Genomic DNA, 15362 nt, shown 5'->3' on the forward strand with positions numbered 1-15362 from the left:
GGATGGGCCCCCGTCGGGAGTCGTCGTCGGGCGTGCGCAGGTCGGGCCCAAGGTAGTGCAGGGCGGCGACCCCGGCTCGTCCGATCACCCGTCCGTGGGCAGGTCGAGCAGACCCCGGACCACCTCCACCAGGTCGGCGCCGGACACGTGCGGTGGGTCCAGGACCGCCGCGTACCGGTGCTCGGCGCGGGCCGACCACCCACCGGTCAGCCCGGCCCGCTGGGCACCGTGCACGTCCCAGCCGTGGACGGCGACGAGGGCCAGGTCCGCGGGGACGACGTCGCACACCCCGGCGGCCCACAGGTAGACCTCCCGGGCGGGCTTCCAGGCCCGGATCGCCTCGGAGGACAGCGAGCGCTCGACCAGGTGGGCCACCCCGCCGCGGTCGAGCCCGGCCTCGGCGACACCGGGGGCGCCGTGGGTGAGCGTGATCGCCCGCACCCCGGCGTCGGCCAGCAGCTGCAGCGCGGGGGCGACGTCCGGGTACGGCGAGGTCTGCGCGAACTTGTCGGCGACCGCGGACCGGTCGGCCGCGGAGAGGTCGGTGAGCTGCACCAGCGCGGTGTCGAAGGCGTCGCGGAAGCGGCACCAGCTCCCCGTCACGGTCCCGGCGAAGCCGGTGCCCAGCGTGCGGGAGAAGACCGCCGGGAACAGCTCGGCGGACACCCCGCGGTCGACGAGCGACTCCCGGACCGGCGAGAGGTCCAGCAACGTCTCGTTGACGTCGAAGGCGACGACGGCCGGTCGGGTGCGGGTCACCGCTCCTCGTCCTCCCGGCGGCGGTCGGCCTCGAGCAGCCGGTCGGCCGCGCTGCGGTCGGGCTCGGCGTCCCCCTGGTGGATCCGCTCGCGGACCCCGCGGACGACGAACCAGACCACGGCGGCGACCACCGCGACGTAGATGACGTAGTCGAAGTACTGCAGGTAGTCGTTCACCACGTCGCCCAGGGCGACCCCGAGGCCGATGAGCAACGAGTTCCAGATCAGCGAGCCCAGGGTCGTGTAGGCCAGGAACTGGGCCCAGGGCATCTTCACGACGCCGGCGGGCACCGAGACGAAGCTGCGCACGATCGGCACCATGCGGCCGAAGAAGACGGCGGGGCGGTCGTGCCGCTCGAACCACTCGAAGGTGCGGTCGACGTCCGCCGTCTTCACCAGGGGCAACCGGTCGAGGAACGCGTGCGACCGGCGGGGGCCCAGGGAGCGGCCCACCTGGTAGAGCACCGCAGCGCCGAGCACCGACCCCAGCGTGGCGAACAGGATGGTCGGGACCAGCGCCATGCGGCCGTCGTTGATCAGCACGCCGGCGGCGCTGAGCACCACCTCGCTGGGGATCGGCGGGACGACGGTCTCGATGAAGATGGTCAGCCCGACCCCGACCGGGCCCAGGGTCTCGATCAGGTCGAGCAGGAAACCGGTGATGCCACCCTGGTCGGACGTGGTCGCGGCGAGAGCAGACATGGTGTCCACGGTATCGGCGGCTAGCGTCCGGGGGCATGACGCAGCGTTTCACCGCCCGGGCCGTCGTCGTCGGGGACCGGGCCGGCACCGTCGTCCCCGATGCCGTGCTGGACGTCGAGGACGGGCTGATCAGCTGGGTCGGCCCCGCGGCCGACGCGCCGGCCTCGGACGCCGAGGTCACCCGGCTGCCCGGTGTGCTGACCCCCGGCATGGTCAACACGCACTCGCACGCGCCGATGGTGCTCTTCCGCGGCCAGGGCGAGGGGCTGCCGCTGGACCGGTGGCTGCGCGAGGTCATGTGGCCCCGGGAGGCGCGGTTGACGCCCGAGGACATCGAGGTGGCGATGACCGCCGCGTCGGCGGAGATGCTGCGCCACGGGGTCACCACCAGCGTCGAGATGTACTTCCAGCCCGAGCGGATCGCCGCCGCGGTGCGGGCGACCGGGGCGCGCAGCATCGTGGCCAACCCGCTGATCGGGCTGCCTGGGTACGGCACCTTCGACGAGCAGCTGCAGACGGCGGTCGGGCTGGCGTCGTCCTCCGACGCGCAGGTCGAGTTCGGCATCGGCCCGCACTCGGCCTACACCGTGCCGCTGCCGGTGCTGCGCGACGCCGGCCTCGCCGCCCGTGAGCACGGCCTGCTGCTGACCGTGCACGTCGCCGAGACCGCGTCGGAGGGTGCCGACCTGCTCGCCGAGCACGGGCTGAGCGTGCCCTCGCTGCTGGCCGCGCACGACGTCCTGGGCGGGCGGGTGCTGGGCAACCACTGCGTGCACATGGACGACGCCGACCTCGAGCTGTGGCGGGAGTACGACGTGGCCGTGGCGCACTGCCCCGGGTCCAACGCCAAGCTGGCCAGCGGCACGGCGCGGCTGCGCGACATGCTCGACCTCGGCATCCGGGTGGGCATGGGCACCGACGGCCCGGCGTCCAACGACAACCTGGACCTCTTCGAGGACCTCCGGCTGGCCGCCCAGCTGGCCCGGCTGCGCGAGCGCGACGCCCTCGCGCTGACCGCCCCGGAGGCGTTCTGGCTGGCCACCGGTGCCGCCGCCGACGCGGTCGACCGCCCCGACCTCGGCCAGCTCGTGGCCGGCCGGCGGGCCGACCTGGTGCACGTGGACACCGAGGACATCGCGTTCACCCCGGTCGGCGACCTGACCGACCTGGTCACCCACCTGGTGTGGTCGGTCGGCTCCCGGCACGTGCGGGACACCTGGGTCGCCGGCCGCCGGGTGGTGCAGGACGGCGTCTCCACCACCGTCGACGAGGCCGCGCTGCGGGCCCAGGTGCAGGAGCGCGCCCTCCGGTTGGCGGCCGAGGCGCGCGGGTGAGGGCCGCGCTGGTGCTGACCGGGGTCCTCCTGCTGGCCGCGTGCGGGGAGACCGTCGACGGCTTCGCGTCCCCGGTCCCGGCGTGCCCGGACGGCAGCGACCCGGGGGAGCTGGTGGACGGCGCCACCCTCGAGGTGGGCGGGTGCGTGCTCCTCGAGGGCTACGACGTGCCCACGAACAGGCTGGGCGGGACCGAGTCGTCGGACGAGTCGGTGCTGGCACGCGACGGCGCCGACCGGCGGCTGTTCACCGGGCAGGCACCCGGCGACGCCGTCGTCACGGTGTCCAGCTACTCCGCCGACTGCAGCGGGGGCCAGTCGTGCGCGATGCCCAACGACGACGTCGAGCTGTCGGTGACCGTCACCGGCTGACCGCCCTCAGCGCTCCCGCACGAGGTCCGGCAGCCGGGCGACCAGCCCGGCGCAGGCCGCCTCCACCTGGGCGTACACGGTGGCGAAGCCCTCGGGACCACCGCCGTAGGGGTCCGGTACGGACCGGTCCGGGTCGCCGTCGGGGTCTGTGTCCGTGTCCGTGTCGAAGTCGCGCAGCAGCACGACCCGGGGACGACGGCGGTCGCCCACCATCTCCTCCAGGTCGGCCAGGTTCGACCGGTCCATGGCCACCAGCAGGTCGAACTCCTCGACCCGGTCGGCGGTCATCTGCTGCGCGACGTGCCGCGTGGGGTCCAGGCCGTGCTCGGCCAGGACGGCCGCCGAGCCCGGGTCCATCGGCCCGCCGACGTGCCAGGAGCTGGTGCCGGCCGAGGTGACGACGACGTCCAGACCCTCCTGCTCGACCATCTCCCGCAGCACGACCTCCGCGATGGGGGAGCGGCAGATGTTGCCCAGGCAGACCATCGAGACGCGGTACGGGTCCTCAGCAGTGCTCACGAACTCCAGTGTTCCTGTCGGCGCTGGCTGGTAGACAGGGACCCGTGGCAGAACCCCGTTCCGTCGATGCGTCCTTCCTGGCCCTCCCGCTGTCCGCCCTCACCGACGCCGCCCTCACCCGGGCGCTCGACCTGGGCTGCGAGCACGCCGACATCCGGGTCGAGCGCATCCGCACCCAGACCATCCGGCTGCGCGACGCCCGGGTCGAGGCCGCCGCCGACGGCGAGGACCTCGGCCTGGCCGTGCGGGTGGTGCACGAGGGCACCTGGGGGTTCGCCGCCGGTGTCGTGCTCACCGCGGCCGAGGCGGTCCGGCTGGCCGAGGAGGCCGTCGCGGTCGCGCAGGTCTCCGCCGCGCTGAACACCGACCGGGTCGAGCTCGCCCCCGAGCCGGTGTACCCCGACCACGAGTGGGTGTCGGCCTACGAGGTCGACCCGTTCGCCGTCCCCGAGGCGGAGAAGACCGGGCTGATGGTCGAGCTGTCCGAGCAGCTGCTGGCCGCCGACGGCGTCGAGCACGTGCAGTCCGACGTGATGCACGTGAAGGAGCAGAAGTACTACGCCGACACCGCCGGCACCCGCACCCGCCAGCAGCGGGTCCGCATCCACCCCACCTTCACCGCGCTCACCGTCGACCGGTCCACCGGCGCCTTCGAGTCCATGCGCACGCTGGCCCCGCCGGCCGGCCGCGGGTGGGAGTACCTGACGGGTTCCACGTGGAACTGGGCGGCCGAGCTGGCCGAGATCCCCGAGCACCTCCGCGAGAAGACCAAGGCCCCGAGCGTCGAGCCCGGCCGCTACGACCTTGTGGTCGACCCCTCGAACCTGTTCCTCACCATCCACGAGTCGATCGGGCACGCCACCGAGCTCGACCGGGCGCTGGGCTACGAGGCCGCCTACGCCGGCACGTCGTTCGCGACCGTCGACAAGCTCGGCAGCCTGCAGTACGGCTCGGCGCTGATGAACGTCACCGGCGACCGCACCGCCGAGCACGGCCTGTCGACCATCGGCTGGGACGACGAGGGCGTCGCCGGTCAGCAGTGGGACATCGTGAAGGACGGCGTGCTGGTCGGCTACCAGGTCGACCGCAACATGGCCCGGCTGCGCGGCATGGACCGCAGCAACGGGTGCGCGTTCGCCGACTCCGCCGGGCACGTGCCGGTGCAGCGCATGGCGAACGTCTCGCTGCAGCCGGCGCCCGAGGGCCCCAGCACCGAGGAGATCATCGCCGGCGTCGACCGCGGCATCTACGTCGTCGGCGACAAGAGCTGGTCGATCGACATGCAGCGCTACAACTTCCAGTTCACCGGCCAGCGGTTCTACAAGATCGAGGGCGGGCAGCTGGCCGGCCAGCTCAAGGACGTCGCCTACCAGGCCACCACCACCGACTTCTGGGGCTCCATGACCCGGGTCGGCGGGCCGCAGACCTACGTCCTGGGCGGGGCCTTCAACTGCGGCAAGGCCCAACCCGGGCAGGTCGCACCGGTCAGCCACGGCTGCCCCAGCGCGCTCTTCGAGGGCACGACCATCCTCAACACGGTGCAGGAGGGCGGCCAGTGACTGCCATGACCGGTCAGCAGATCGTCGAGGCCGCGCTGGCGGCGGGCACCGTCGACGGCCAGATCACCTACGTCGTCGACAGCTCCGAGGCCAACCTCCGCTGGGCGAGCAACAGCCTGACCACCAACGGGGCCATGCGGTCCCGTCAGGTGGTCGTCATCTCCCTGGTCGACGGCGGCGCGGGCATGGCCGCGGGCACGGTGGCCCGCACCGGCACCCCGGACATCGCCGAGCTGGTCGCCGCCAGCGAGCAGGCCGCCCGCGACGCCGGTCCGGCCGAGGACGCGATGCCGCTCATCAGCCCTGGCGACCCGATGGCCCCGGCGACCTCCGGCGACTGGGACGCCGAGCCGGCCACCACCTCGATCGAGGTGTTCCGCGACGTCGCGCCCGCGCTGGGCCAGGCCTTCGGCGAGGCCGGCGGGCGCGACGAGCTGCTGTTCGGGTTCGCCGAGCACCAGATGAGCACCACCTACCTGGGCACGTCGACCGGGTTGCGGCTGCGGCACGACCAGCCCACCGGTCGGGTCGAGCTCAACGGCAAGAGCCGCGACTTCGGCCGGTCGGTGTGGGCCGGAGTCGGCACCCGCGACTTCGCCGACGTCTCGATCGAGGCCCTGGCCGCCGACGTCCAGCGCAAGATGGCCTGGTCGCAGCGTCGGGTCGACCTGCCCGCCGGCCGGTACGAGACGCTGCTGCCCCCGAGCGCGGTCAGCGACCTGATGATCTACGCCTACTGGACGATGGAGGCCCGCGACGCCGACGAGGGCCGCAACGTCTACGCCAAGGCCGGGGGCGGCAACCGGATCGGCGAGCGGATCTGCGGGCTGCCGCTGACCCTGCGCAGCGACCCGGCCGAGCCGGGCCTGGAGTGCGCACCGTTCCAGGTGGTCGGCGGGTCCTCCGGTGCGTCGTCGGTGTTCGACAACGGCATGACCACCCCGGCGATCGACTGGATCTCCGGCGGCACGCTGACCAACCTGATCCGGCCGCGGGCCTGGGCGCTGCAGCAGACCGCACCGCCCACCGCGGCGCTGGACAACCTGGTGCTCGAGGACCCGCAGGCCACCGCGACCACCGAGGAGATGATCGCGAGCACCGAGCGCGGGCTGCTGCTCACCACGCTCTGGTACATCCGCGAGGTCGACCCGCAGAGCCTGCTGCTCACCGGCCTCACCCGCGACGGCGTCTTCCTGGTGGAGAACGGCGAGGTGACCGGTGCGGTGAACAACTTCCGGTTCAACGAGTCCCCGGTGTCGCTGCTGGGCCGGGCCACCCAGGCCTCGCGCACCGAGCGCACGCTGCCCCGCGAGTGGAACGACTGGTTCACCCGCGCCGCCATGCCCATGCTCCGGGTCCCGGACTTCAACATGAGCTCGGTCTCCCCGGCCAGCTGAGCCCGCACGGCCCGGTACCCTCGTGCCGGGCCGTGACTGGCGCACAGGTGGGCCACCACCGGGGAGCGGTCCCGACGGACCGCCGCGCGCCTGGGCACCCAGCGATCCCCGGAGGAGCCCCGATGACCAGCACACCGTCGCCCGAGAGCACCGCCTTCCGCAGCGCCCTCGAGGTGATCGGCGCGGTGGAACCCGCCGTCGCCGCCGCGATCGGCCAGGAGCTCGCCGACCAGCGCGACAGCCTCAAGCTGATCGCCAGCGAGAACTACGCCTCCCCGGCCACCCTGCTGGCGATGGGCAACTGGTTCAGCGACAAGTACGCCGAGGGCACCCCCGGGCGCCGCTTCTACGCCGCCTGCCAGAACGTCGACACCGTCGAGCGGCTGGCCGCCGAGCACGCCCGCGAGCTGTTCGGCGCCGAGTACGCCTACCCGCAGCCGCACTCGGGCATCGACGCCAACCTCGTGGCCTTCTGGTCGATCCTGGCCCACCGGGTCGAGACGCCGGCGCTGGCCGAGGCCGGGGTCAAGAACGTCGACGCCCTCTCCGACGCCGACTGGGCGAACCTGCGCCGGGCACTGGGCGACCAGCGCATGCTCGGCATGAGCCTCGATGCCGGCGGCCACCTCACCCACGGCTTCCGCCCCAACATCAGCGGCAAGATGTTCGAGCAGGCCAGCTACGGCACCGACCCCGAGACCGGCCTCATCGACTACGCGGCGCTGCGCAAGCAGGCCAACGAGTTCCGGCCGCTGATCCTGGTCGCCGGCTACTCCGCCTACCCCCGCCGCGTCGACTTCGCCGCCATGCGCGAGATCGCCGACGAGGTGGGCGCGACGCTGATGGTCGACATGGCCCACTTCGCCGGGCTGGTCGCGGGCAAGGTGTTCACCGGCGACGAGGACCCGATCCCGCACGCGCACGTCGTCACCACGACCACCCACAAGTCCCTGCGCGGTCCGCGCGGCGGCATGGTGCTGGCCACCAGCGAGTACGCACCGTCCATCGACCGCGGCTGCCCGCTGGTGCTCGGCGGCCCGCTGGGCAACGTGATGGCCGCCAAGGCCGTCGCGCTGGCCGAGGCCCGTCGTCCCGACTTCGCCGACTACGCGCAGCGCATCGTGGCCAACTCCCGGGCGCTGGCCGAGAGCCTGCTGCGTCGGGGCATCACCCTGGTCACCGGCGGCACCGACAACCACCTGGTGCTGGCCGACGTCTCGTCGACCGGGCTGACCGGTCGGCAGGCCGAGGCCGCGCTGCTGGACTCCGGGCTGGTCACCAACCGCAACGCCGTCCCGGGCGACCCGAACGGGCCCTGGTACACCTCGGGCATCCGGCTGGGCACCCCGGCGCTGACCACCCGCGGTCTGGGCGAGGCCGAGCTGGCCGAGGTCGGCGACCTGATGGCCGACGTCCTGGCCGCCACCTCGGCGGTGGGCGACTCGAAGGTCAAGTACACGATCGAGGACGGCGTCGCCGAGCGCGTGCACGCCCGGGCCAGCGAGATCGTCGGCGCCCACCCGCTGTACCCCGGCGTCGACCTGAGCTGACCCCGCACGCACGACGGCCCGTCCCCCGCAGCAGCGGGGGACGGGCCGTCGTGCGTGGTGCTCCGGTCCGCCGTCCGGGATCAGGGGACGGCGGACCGGGGACCGGTCAGGCGGCGGTGCGCCGACGACCGGCCAGGGCCAGACCGAGACCACCGGCGAGGGCCACCAGGCCCAGGCCGAGGGCGTCGGACACGTCGGCACCGGTGTAGGCCAGCGTCGCCGGCGAGGAGTGCGAGGCACTCACCGTGGTGGCGTGGCTGCCCGAGCCCGTGGCGACCGGGGCGATGTGCTGCACCGGGGCGGTGGCGACGGGCTCGGTGGCGGGGGCGGTGGGCTGCTCGTGGCCGCCCTGGCCCTCGTGGCCGCCCTGCGCCGGCTGCTCGGCCGGGCATCCGCCCGAGGTGGTCCCGCCGCCGGCGGAGCCGCCGACCGCGGAGGTGCAGCCGGTGACGGTGGTGTCGCCCACGATGTTGCCGGCGTTGCCGCCGGTGTTCACGACGGTGGCGTCACCGCTGTGGGTCACCGGGTTGCAGTTGTCGTCGCTCTTGAAGTTGAAGCAGTAGACGACGACCTGGTTGCCCGAGTTGGCCCAGCCGTAGTTGCCGCCGGAGTACGCCATCTGCCACGGCGCCACGACGACGTAGTGACCGGCAGCGCCGGCCGAACCGCCGGTGGCGCTGTTGTCCACGACCGTGCTGGCCCCGCCGGAACCCGACCCGATGCTGGCCTGGTCCGAGCTGCCGCTGGTGGAGCCGGTCTGCGCGTTGCCGCCGGCCGCCGAGGTGTTGCCGCCGACCGTGGTGTTCCCGACCGAGTTGCCGGCGTTGCCGCCCGTGTTGCTGACCGAGGCGTTGCCGCTGTGGGTCACCGGGTTGCAGTTGTTGTCGGACTTGAAGTTGAAGCAGTAGACCTGGACGACGTTGCCGCTGTTGGCGTAGCCCTCGTTGCCGCCGCTGACCGCGTACTGCCAGGGCGCCACGTAGACCTCGTGGCCGTAGGCGATCCCGCTGCCCCCGGTGCTGGTCGAGGAGACGTCGGTGGAGGCGTACCCGCCACCGGTGCCCTGCATCAGGCTCGCGAGCCAGGCCAGCCACACGTCGAAGCTGTCCGCCGTGCCGTCGGTGTCACCGGTGGCGGCGTTGCCCCCGGTGGCCGAGGTGTTGCCGCTGACCGTGGTGTTCCCGACCGAGTTGCCGGCGTTGCCCCCGGTGTTGCTGACCGAGGCGTTGCCGCTGGAGGTCACCGGGCTGCAGTTCGACGAGCTCTTGAAGTTGAAGCAGACGACCGTGACGACGTTGCCGGAGTTGGCCTCGCCGTAGTTGCCGTAGCTGGCGGCGACCTGGGTCGGCTCGACGACGACGATGTGACCCTCGGCGTCGGCGTTCCCACCCGTGGCGGTCGACGTGGCCGTCGTGCTGGCCCCGCTGCCCGAGCTGGAGTTGGAGCTCGCGGTGGACTCGCCGCCGGAGCTGGAGCTGCCGCCCCCGCCGACGGACGCCGAGTCGGCGGAGCCGCTGGTGTTGCCCGTGCTGGCGTTGCCGCCGGTGGCGGTGGTGTTGCCGCTCACCGAGGTGTCGCCCACCTCGTTGCCGGCGTTGCCGCCGTCGTTGGTCACGCTCGCGTTCCCGCTGCTGGTCTGCGGGTTGCCGTTGGAGCCGCTGCCCGAGCCGCCCGAGGCCGACTCGACGCCGACCTCGTTGCCGCTGTTCGCGACGCCGACGTTGCCGCCGCTCTCCGCGGACTGCTGGGGGGCGACGACCACCTCGTGCCCGTAGGCGGTGGCGTCACCGCCGGTGGCCGTGGAGCTGACGGTGGTGTCGCTGGTGCTGCTGGAGCCGCTGCTGGCGGAGTCCGAGCTGCCGGTGGTGTCGGCGGAGGCGACCGCCTGGCCGAGGAGGAAGATCCCCCCGGCCATGGTGGCAACGGCGAGGCCGTTGCGCACGGTTCGGTTCATGTCTGGGTTCCTTCGTGCTGGTGTGCGTCGTTGCGCACGAGCGGGTGGTGCTGGATGGGTGGAGCGAGGTGGTGCGGTCGAGCCCCCGTGGTGGCTGCGAACCCGTGGTGCCGGGCGGACCGAGCTGTGCTCGGGTCGTGCTGGGGCTGCTGCGCGGTGGACCAGGCTGGCCAGGCCGGGAAGGGTCGCCCGTCGTGATGTGCCCCCCGTGGGCACACCGGGGACGGGACCGAGCGCGCGGAGCGGCGCGTCAGTCGGGGCGGGAGCCCGGGTCGCCGTCGGGGTCGACGACGGCTGCCACGGCGGCGAGGGTGCGCGCGGTGGCGGTCCCGGCCGCGAGGGCGGGGACGTCGGTGGTGAGCACCGCGGAGGCGGTGCCGGGGCCGGTCACGGCCTGCCCGTGGCTCGCGCCGCCGGACGGGGCGCAGGGAGCCGGGACGGCGACCGGGGCGTCCGGGGTGCCGGGGGCCGGCAGCGGGTCCGGGGCCGGGGCGGTCGGGGTCGCCGGCGTCGAGGCGTCCGTCGCCGCGGGTGCCGGGGCGGTGGTCTCGGCCGGCGCGATCACCGAGCGCTGGGTCAGCGCGGTCGGCCGGACGCCGCCGGGTCGGTGGGCCGCGGCGGGGGTGCCGATCGCGTCCACGGCGGGCGCCGAGCAGATCGGCGCGGCGGCGGACGACCCGGCCTGCGGGTCGGCGGCCGGTGCGGCGGTGGCGGTCGCCGAGGGCGTGGGCGCACCGGCCGTCGCCGCCGGAGCCGCGCCGTCGGCCGGCTCGGCGGAGGTCGCGGCCGGGTCGGTGGTGGTGCCCGACGTCGTGGTCGTTGTCGTTGTCGTGGTCGAGCTCGTCGTCGTCGACGTGCCGCTGGTGGTGCTCGTGGTCGTCGTGCTGGTCGCCTCACCCAAGGCGGCGGTCGTGCTGCCCTGCTCCTGCGTCCCGGACGTGTCGGCGGTGGCGCCGTCGGACGGAGGTGGCTCCTCGGCCGCGGGCGGCGGTGGCTCCTCCGGGGGTGGCGTGGTGTCGGGATCCGCGGGCGGCGGATCGGCCACCGTGTAGGTCGAGGCCGAGGTGTGCGTGCTCGCCGGGTCGGCGGTGTCGGTGGTGACCGGTTCCGGGTTCGTGGTCCCGGTCGCGGTGGTCTCCGGACCGCTCACCGCGGCCGGCTCGCCGGCAGGTGCCTCGTCGGCCGAGGCGGGTCCGGCGAGGGCGACCCAGGCCGCCGCTGAACCGAGTCCGAGTGCGGCCCCGACGAGCAGCCGTCGCGTCCACGGCCGACCACCGGACGGCGGTCGGCCGTCGGCGGTGCGCGCGGCCTGGGACATGGCCCGAAAGCTAGGGACGAGGTCAAGCGCCCGACCAGGTATCGAGTCCCGGAGATGCAGAACTTCGGCGTGTCGGTCCAGATGATCGACGGACCGTTCCGTCCCGATCACGCAGCGTCGGTCAGTTGGCCACTGGTGTGATGCGTGACACCATGCGTGGTATCACCTGCCGGGGGGCGGTGCGGCGCCCTGGGGGGCAGGTCGCGATGGCGATGACACTGCGGTTGACACCGGTGCAGACCGAGGGCCTGCGGGTCCAGGCGAGGGTCGAGCGCACCTCCATGCAGGAGGTCGCGAAGCGGGCGATCGAGGAGTACCTCGTCACCCACGCCCGGTTCGCCCCGCTGGACCTGGTGCTCGACGTCGAGCTGGAGCGCTACGCCGGCGCGCTGGAGGTGCTGTCGCGGTGGACGGACTGACGCTGGACGACCTGCTCCAGGTGGCGGCCCGCGTGGTGGGTCCCGACGTCGTCGTCCGCGACCCGGGGCTCATGGTGGCCGCGCTGGCCCGGGTGTCCGCGGTGGCCGACGGTGCGGAGGTCTACCCGACCGCGGCCGAGAAGGGTGCGGCGCTGCTGCACTCCCTGGTCCTCAACGGTGCGCTGGCCAGCGGCAACCGGCCGTTCGCCCTCGCCGCCTGCCTGGCGTTGATGGGTCTGCTGGACCAGCCCGCAGGCATCGCACCGGACGCCGCCGCCGGGCTGGTCACCGCGATCGTGACCGGCCGGGTCGAGGGCGTCCCGGAGATCGCTGCGGCGCTGCGCGGGCCAGGGGTGGACGACCCGCACCGCAGCTGACCACCCGGTGGTGCGTGTGGGGCGGGTGGGACAGACACGCCCTCGCACGTCCGGACGACGAGCACCGGTCTCGTTACGTTGCGTGTCGACTCGCTCGGCGACGGCACCCCTCCCCGGGTGCCCGGGCGCGACCGAAGAGGACATCCCATGACACCCCGATCGACCGCTCGTCGCTGGTCCAGGGTGGCCGTCCCGGCGGTGGTCACCGGCGTCCTGCTGACGCTGGCCACCGGCCCCGCGGTGGCCGCACCGGCCACCGCGGCCGACGCCGCCGCCGCGGTCACGCAGACCGCGCAGCAGGTCGAGGCGCTCAGCGAGCAGGTGAACGACGCCGAGCTCGCCGTCGCCGACCAGCAGGCCCTCGTGGACACCGCCGACGCCGCCGCGGACGCCGCCGACGCGGCCCTGGCGCAGCTGCAGCCCCAGGTCGACGCGATCGTGCGCAGCGGCTTCGTCGACGGCATGCCCTCGGGCATCGAGACCGTGCTGACCAGTGGTTCGGCCGACGAGATGCTCGACCGGGTCTCGACCATCGGCCAGCTCACCACCCACACCGACGCCGTGCTGGCCCAGGTCGCGGCCGCGCGCCAGGTGGCGGTGCAGGCCCGGTCGGACGCGGATGCGGCGAAGGCCGCCGCCGACGCGTCCCTGGCCGACCTGCAGGCTCAGCAGGACCAGCTGCAGGACCAGCTGGCCGGGTACCGCGCCGACTACGCCCGGCTGGCCGGCCCGCAGCAGGCCGCCGTCGACACCGCCGTGGCCGGGCCCGAGCTGTCCGCCGCGTCGATGGCGGACGCCGCCGCGGCTGCCCCGGCGGCCGCGCCCACCGAGGCGGCCGCGGCCGCCGTCGCGACCGCGCTGGAGCAGGTGGGCAAGCCCTACGTGGTCGGCGCAGCCGGTCCCGACGGGTTCGACTGCTCCGGGCTGACCCAGTTCGCCTACGCGGCGGCCGGAGTCTCGCTGCCGCACTCCAGCCGGGCGCAGTCCGGGCTCGGCGTCCCCGTGTCCCGGGCCGACCTGCAGCCCGGTGACCTGGTCTTCTTCTACTCGCCGGTGAGCCACGTGGGCATGTACATCGGCAACGGCCAGATGGTGCACGCCAGCGTCAGCGGCCGCCCGGTCGCCGTCACCAGCGTCGACCAGCGGGGGTACGTCGGCGCCCGCCGCGTCACCGGCTGAGCCCGGGTCAGGCGGCGGCCGGGGTCGACCGGCGCCGGCGGACCCGCCACACCACGAGGACGACGACGACCACGGCGGCGGCGACGACCGCGCCGGTCGTGCCCACGGTGCTCGCGACGCTCTCCCAGGAGGCACCGGCCAGGTAGCCGATCAGCACCGCACCCACGCCCCACAGCAGGCCGCCGACGGCGTTCCAGGTGAGGAAGGTCCGGTAGCGCATGCCGGCGACCCCGGCCAGCGCCGGGGTGACCGCGCGCAGGAACGCGGTCAGCCGGGCCAGCAGGACGGCGGGGCCGCCGCGCCGGGCGAGGGTGTCCGAGGCCCGGTCGATGCCGTCCTGGTGCTGGCGCGCGATGCGGCTGGCCAGCAGCCGGGGCCCGGCGTGCCGGCCGACCTCGTAGCCCACGGTGTCGCCGAGGACCGCCGCGACCACCACCAGGACGCCCAGCAGCCAGACCGAGACGCGGCCCTGCTCGGCGGCCACCCCGCCGAGCACGACGGCGGTCTCGGCAGGCACGACGAACCCGACGAACAGGGCCAGAAGGACCCGGTCGCCCCCCACGACGCGCTCCGCACGCCGCGGGCCCCTACGACCGGGCCTCCGGGAGGGCGGTCACCTGCGCACCGTTCCCACCCGGCTTGCACGTCCGCTGTCAGCGGCCCCGGAACGGGCTGGGGGTCAGCCGCCCTCGCGCATGCCCCACGGGGAGCCGTAGGCGGTGAGGAGGTCGAGGAACGGCTGGCTGTCGAAGGCCTCGGGCCCGAGCACGCCCGCGCCGCGCCACGTGCCGGCGGCCACCAGCTCGAGGGCCACCACGGGGTTCACCGCGGTCTGCCAGACCACCGCCTGGTGGCCGTACTCGCGCATGGACCACTCGTTGTCCACCACGTGGTACAGGTAGACCTGCCGCGGTTCGCCGTCCTTGCCCGTACCGCTGACCCACAGCCCGGCGCAGGTCTTGCCCGACATCCGGTCGCCGAGCCGGGCCGGGTCGGGCAGGCACGCCGCGACGACGTCGCGCGGGCTGACCTGCACACCCTTCACCGTGACCGGGTCGGTGCGGTCGAGGCCGAGCTTGTGCAGAGTCTTGAGGACGTCGATGAACTCCTCGCCCAGCCCGTACTTGAAGGTGACCCGCTTCGCGTCGACCCAGCGCGGAATGAGGAGCACCTCCTCGTGCTCGACGTTCACGCACTCGACCGGGCCGATGCCCTCGGGGAACTCGAACACCTCGGGCTCGCTGAACGGCGGGGTGGTGAAGAACCCGCGCCCCTCCTCGTAGACCACCGGCGGGTTCAGGCACTCCTCGATGGTCGTCCAGATGCTGAACGAGGGCGCGAACTCGTAGCCGGCGACCTCCAGGTTCGCCCCGTCGCGCACGCCGAGCTCGTCGATCGTCGAGAACAGGTGGTCGGCGGCGTACCGGGCGAACACGTCGGAGAGGCCGGGCTCCACGCCCATGCCGACCAGGGCCAGCTGCCCGGCGGCCTCCCACTCACCGGCCAACGCGAACTGCTCGTCGCCCAGCTTCACGCCGGTCTCGGCGTACGGGTTCTCGGGGTGCGGGTGGGACAGCGACATCGCCATGTCCAGGTAGGTCGCCCCACCGGCCAGCGCGGCCCGGAACAGCGGCATCACGAACCGCGGGTCGACGGCGTTCATCAGCACGTCGCAGCGGTGCTCGGCCAGCAGGGCGGCGACGGCGTCGGCGTCCCCGGCGTCGACCGACCCGGCGCTGCTGAACCGCTCGTCGCCCACGGCGGACGCGGTGGCCTCGGCCCGGGCGCCGTCGTAGTCGGTGACGACCAGGGCCTCGAAGAACGACCGGCGGGCGGCGATCGCGGCGAACGCGCTGCCGACGCCGCCGGCGCCGACCAGGAGGATGCGCATGCTGTCCTTCTCTTCTCGTGGAGGGAGGCCGAGC

At 74.0% G+C, this 15362-nt stretch carries 15 protein-coding genes and 1 riboswitch; of the genes, 8 read left to right on the top strand and 7 right to left on the bottom strand.

Translation table 11 applies throughout. The features are described from left to right. Positions 1-84: 84 nt before the first annotated feature. Together BLS67_RS03670 and BLS67_RS03675 are read right to left on the bottom strand one after the other, a co-directional pair. Positions 85-759, bottom strand: a complete 675-nt coding sequence (locus tag BLS67_RS03670; protein WP_091239911.1) for an HAD family hydrolase — start codon at positions 757-759, stop codon at positions 85-87. Then, positions 756-1460, bottom strand: a complete 705-nt coding sequence (locus BLS67_RS03675) for a DedA family protein (protein ID WP_091239914.1) — start codon at positions 1458-1460, stop codon at positions 756-758. Before BLS67_RS03675 ends, BLS67_RS03670 begins: the two co-directional genes overlap by 4 nt. 35 nt (positions 1461-1495) lie before the next feature. Between BLS67_RS03675 and BLS67_RS03680 the strand changes: the two genes are divergently transcribed. Both BLS67_RS03680 and BLS67_RS03685 read left to right on the top strand, forming a co-directional pair. Beyond that, the gene (locus BLS67_RS03680) at positions 1496-2794 is read left to right on the top strand and encodes an amidohydrolase family protein (protein ID WP_091239920.1); all 1299 of its coding nucleotides are present in this window, start codon (positions 1496-1498) and stop codon (positions 2792-2794) included. After that, complete coding sequence (locus tag BLS67_RS03685; protein ID WP_091239924.1) at positions 2791-3165, top strand: hypothetical protein; 375 nt, start codon at positions 2791-2793, stop codon at positions 3163-3165. The genes BLS67_RS03680 and BLS67_RS03685 overlap by 4 nt, the downstream gene beginning before the upstream one ends. 6 nt (positions 3166-3171) lie before the next feature. Here BLS67_RS03685 and BLS67_RS03690 read toward each other — a convergent pair whose 3' ends face one another. Further along, positions 3172-3684, bottom strand: coding sequence for a low molecular weight protein-tyrosine-phosphatase (locus BLS67_RS03690; RefSeq protein ID WP_207500240.1), 513 nt, complete (start codon positions 3682-3684; stop codon positions 3172-3174). 44 nt (positions 3685-3728) lie between these two features. Between BLS67_RS03690 and BLS67_RS03695 the strand changes: the two genes are divergently transcribed. The 3 genes from BLS67_RS03695 (at position 3729) to BLS67_RS03705 (ending at position 8190) form a co-directional block, all read left to right on the top strand. Then, positions 3729-5243, top strand: a complete 1515-nt coding sequence (locus tag BLS67_RS03695) for a TldD/PmbA family protein (RefSeq protein ID WP_091239930.1) — start codon at positions 3729-3731, stop codon at positions 5241-5243. Positions 5244-5248: 5 nt separating this feature from the next. Then, positions 5249-6640 (top strand): metallopeptidase TldD-related protein, encoded by a 1392-nt coding sequence (locus BLS67_RS03700; RefSeq protein WP_091239933.1) that lies wholly within the window; start codon positions 5249-5251, stop codon positions 6638-6640. A gap of 22 nt (positions 6641-6662) precedes the next feature. After that, a riboswitch (ZMP/ZTP riboswitch) is annotated at positions 6663-6743 on the top strand. Between the two features lie 19 nt (positions 6744-6762). Then, positions 6763-8190 carry a glycine hydroxymethyltransferase gene (locus tag BLS67_RS03705; RefSeq protein WP_091239936.1) on the top strand — a complete coding sequence of 476 codons (1428 nt, stop codon included), beginning with the start codon at positions 6763-6765 and terminating at the stop codon, positions 8188-8190. 106 nt (positions 8191-8296) lie between these two features. On the opposite strand, the gene BLS67_RS03710 is transcribed toward BLS67_RS03705, so the two are convergent. Both BLS67_RS03710 and BLS67_RS24020 read right to left on the bottom strand, forming a co-directional pair. Next, entirely contained in the window at positions 8297-10144 is a 1848-nt protein-coding gene (locus BLS67_RS03710) for a hypothetical protein (protein ID WP_091239938.1), read from the bottom strand. Positions 10145-10394: 250 nt separating this feature from the next. Beyond that, positions 10395-11462 carry a hypothetical protein gene (locus BLS67_RS24020; RefSeq protein WP_131801667.1) on the bottom strand — a complete coding sequence of 356 codons (1068 nt, stop codon included), beginning with the start codon at positions 11460-11462 and terminating at the stop codon, positions 10395-10397. Between the two features lie 206 nt (positions 11463-11668). Here BLS67_RS24020 and BLS67_RS03725 point away from each other — a divergent pair, with 206 nt between their 5' ends. From BLS67_RS03725 to BLS67_RS03735, 3 genes are all read left to right on the top strand, one after another. Then, complete coding sequence (locus tag BLS67_RS03725) at positions 11669-11881, top strand: hypothetical protein (protein WP_207500242.1); 213 nt, start codon at positions 11669-11671, stop codon at positions 11879-11881. Continuing rightward, complete coding sequence (locus tag BLS67_RS03730) at positions 11869-12258, top strand: hypothetical protein (protein WP_091239949.1); 390 nt, start codon at positions 11869-11871, stop codon at positions 12256-12258. Before BLS67_RS03725 ends, BLS67_RS03730 begins: the two co-directional genes overlap by 13 nt. A gap of 147 nt (positions 12259-12405) precedes the next feature. Further along, a complete protein-coding gene (locus BLS67_RS03735) occupies positions 12406-13437 on the top strand; it encodes a C40 family peptidase (protein WP_091239953.1) in 1032 nt (343 codons plus the stop codon). Between the two features lie 7 nt (positions 13438-13444). On the opposite strand, the gene BLS67_RS03740 is transcribed toward BLS67_RS03735, so the two are convergent. Both BLS67_RS03740 and BLS67_RS03745 read right to left on the bottom strand, forming a co-directional pair. After that, on the bottom strand, positions 13445-13999 hold the full coding sequence (locus BLS67_RS03740; RefSeq protein ID WP_091239957.1) for a DedA family protein: 555 nt from the start codon (positions 13997-13999) through the stop codon (positions 13445-13447). Between the two features lie 117 nt (positions 14000-14116). Continuing rightward, the gene (locus BLS67_RS03745) at positions 14117-15328 is read right to left on the bottom strand and encodes a saccharopine dehydrogenase family protein (RefSeq protein WP_091239961.1); all 1212 of its coding nucleotides are present in this window, start codon (positions 15326-15328) and stop codon (positions 14117-14119) included. Positions 15329-15362: the final 34 nt, after the last annotated feature.

The sequence above is a fragment of the Klenkia soli genome, from assembly GCF_900103975.1.
GTDB classification, from domain to species: Bacteria; Actinomycetota; Actinomycetes; order Mycobacteriales; family Geodermatophilaceae; genus Klenkia; species Klenkia soli.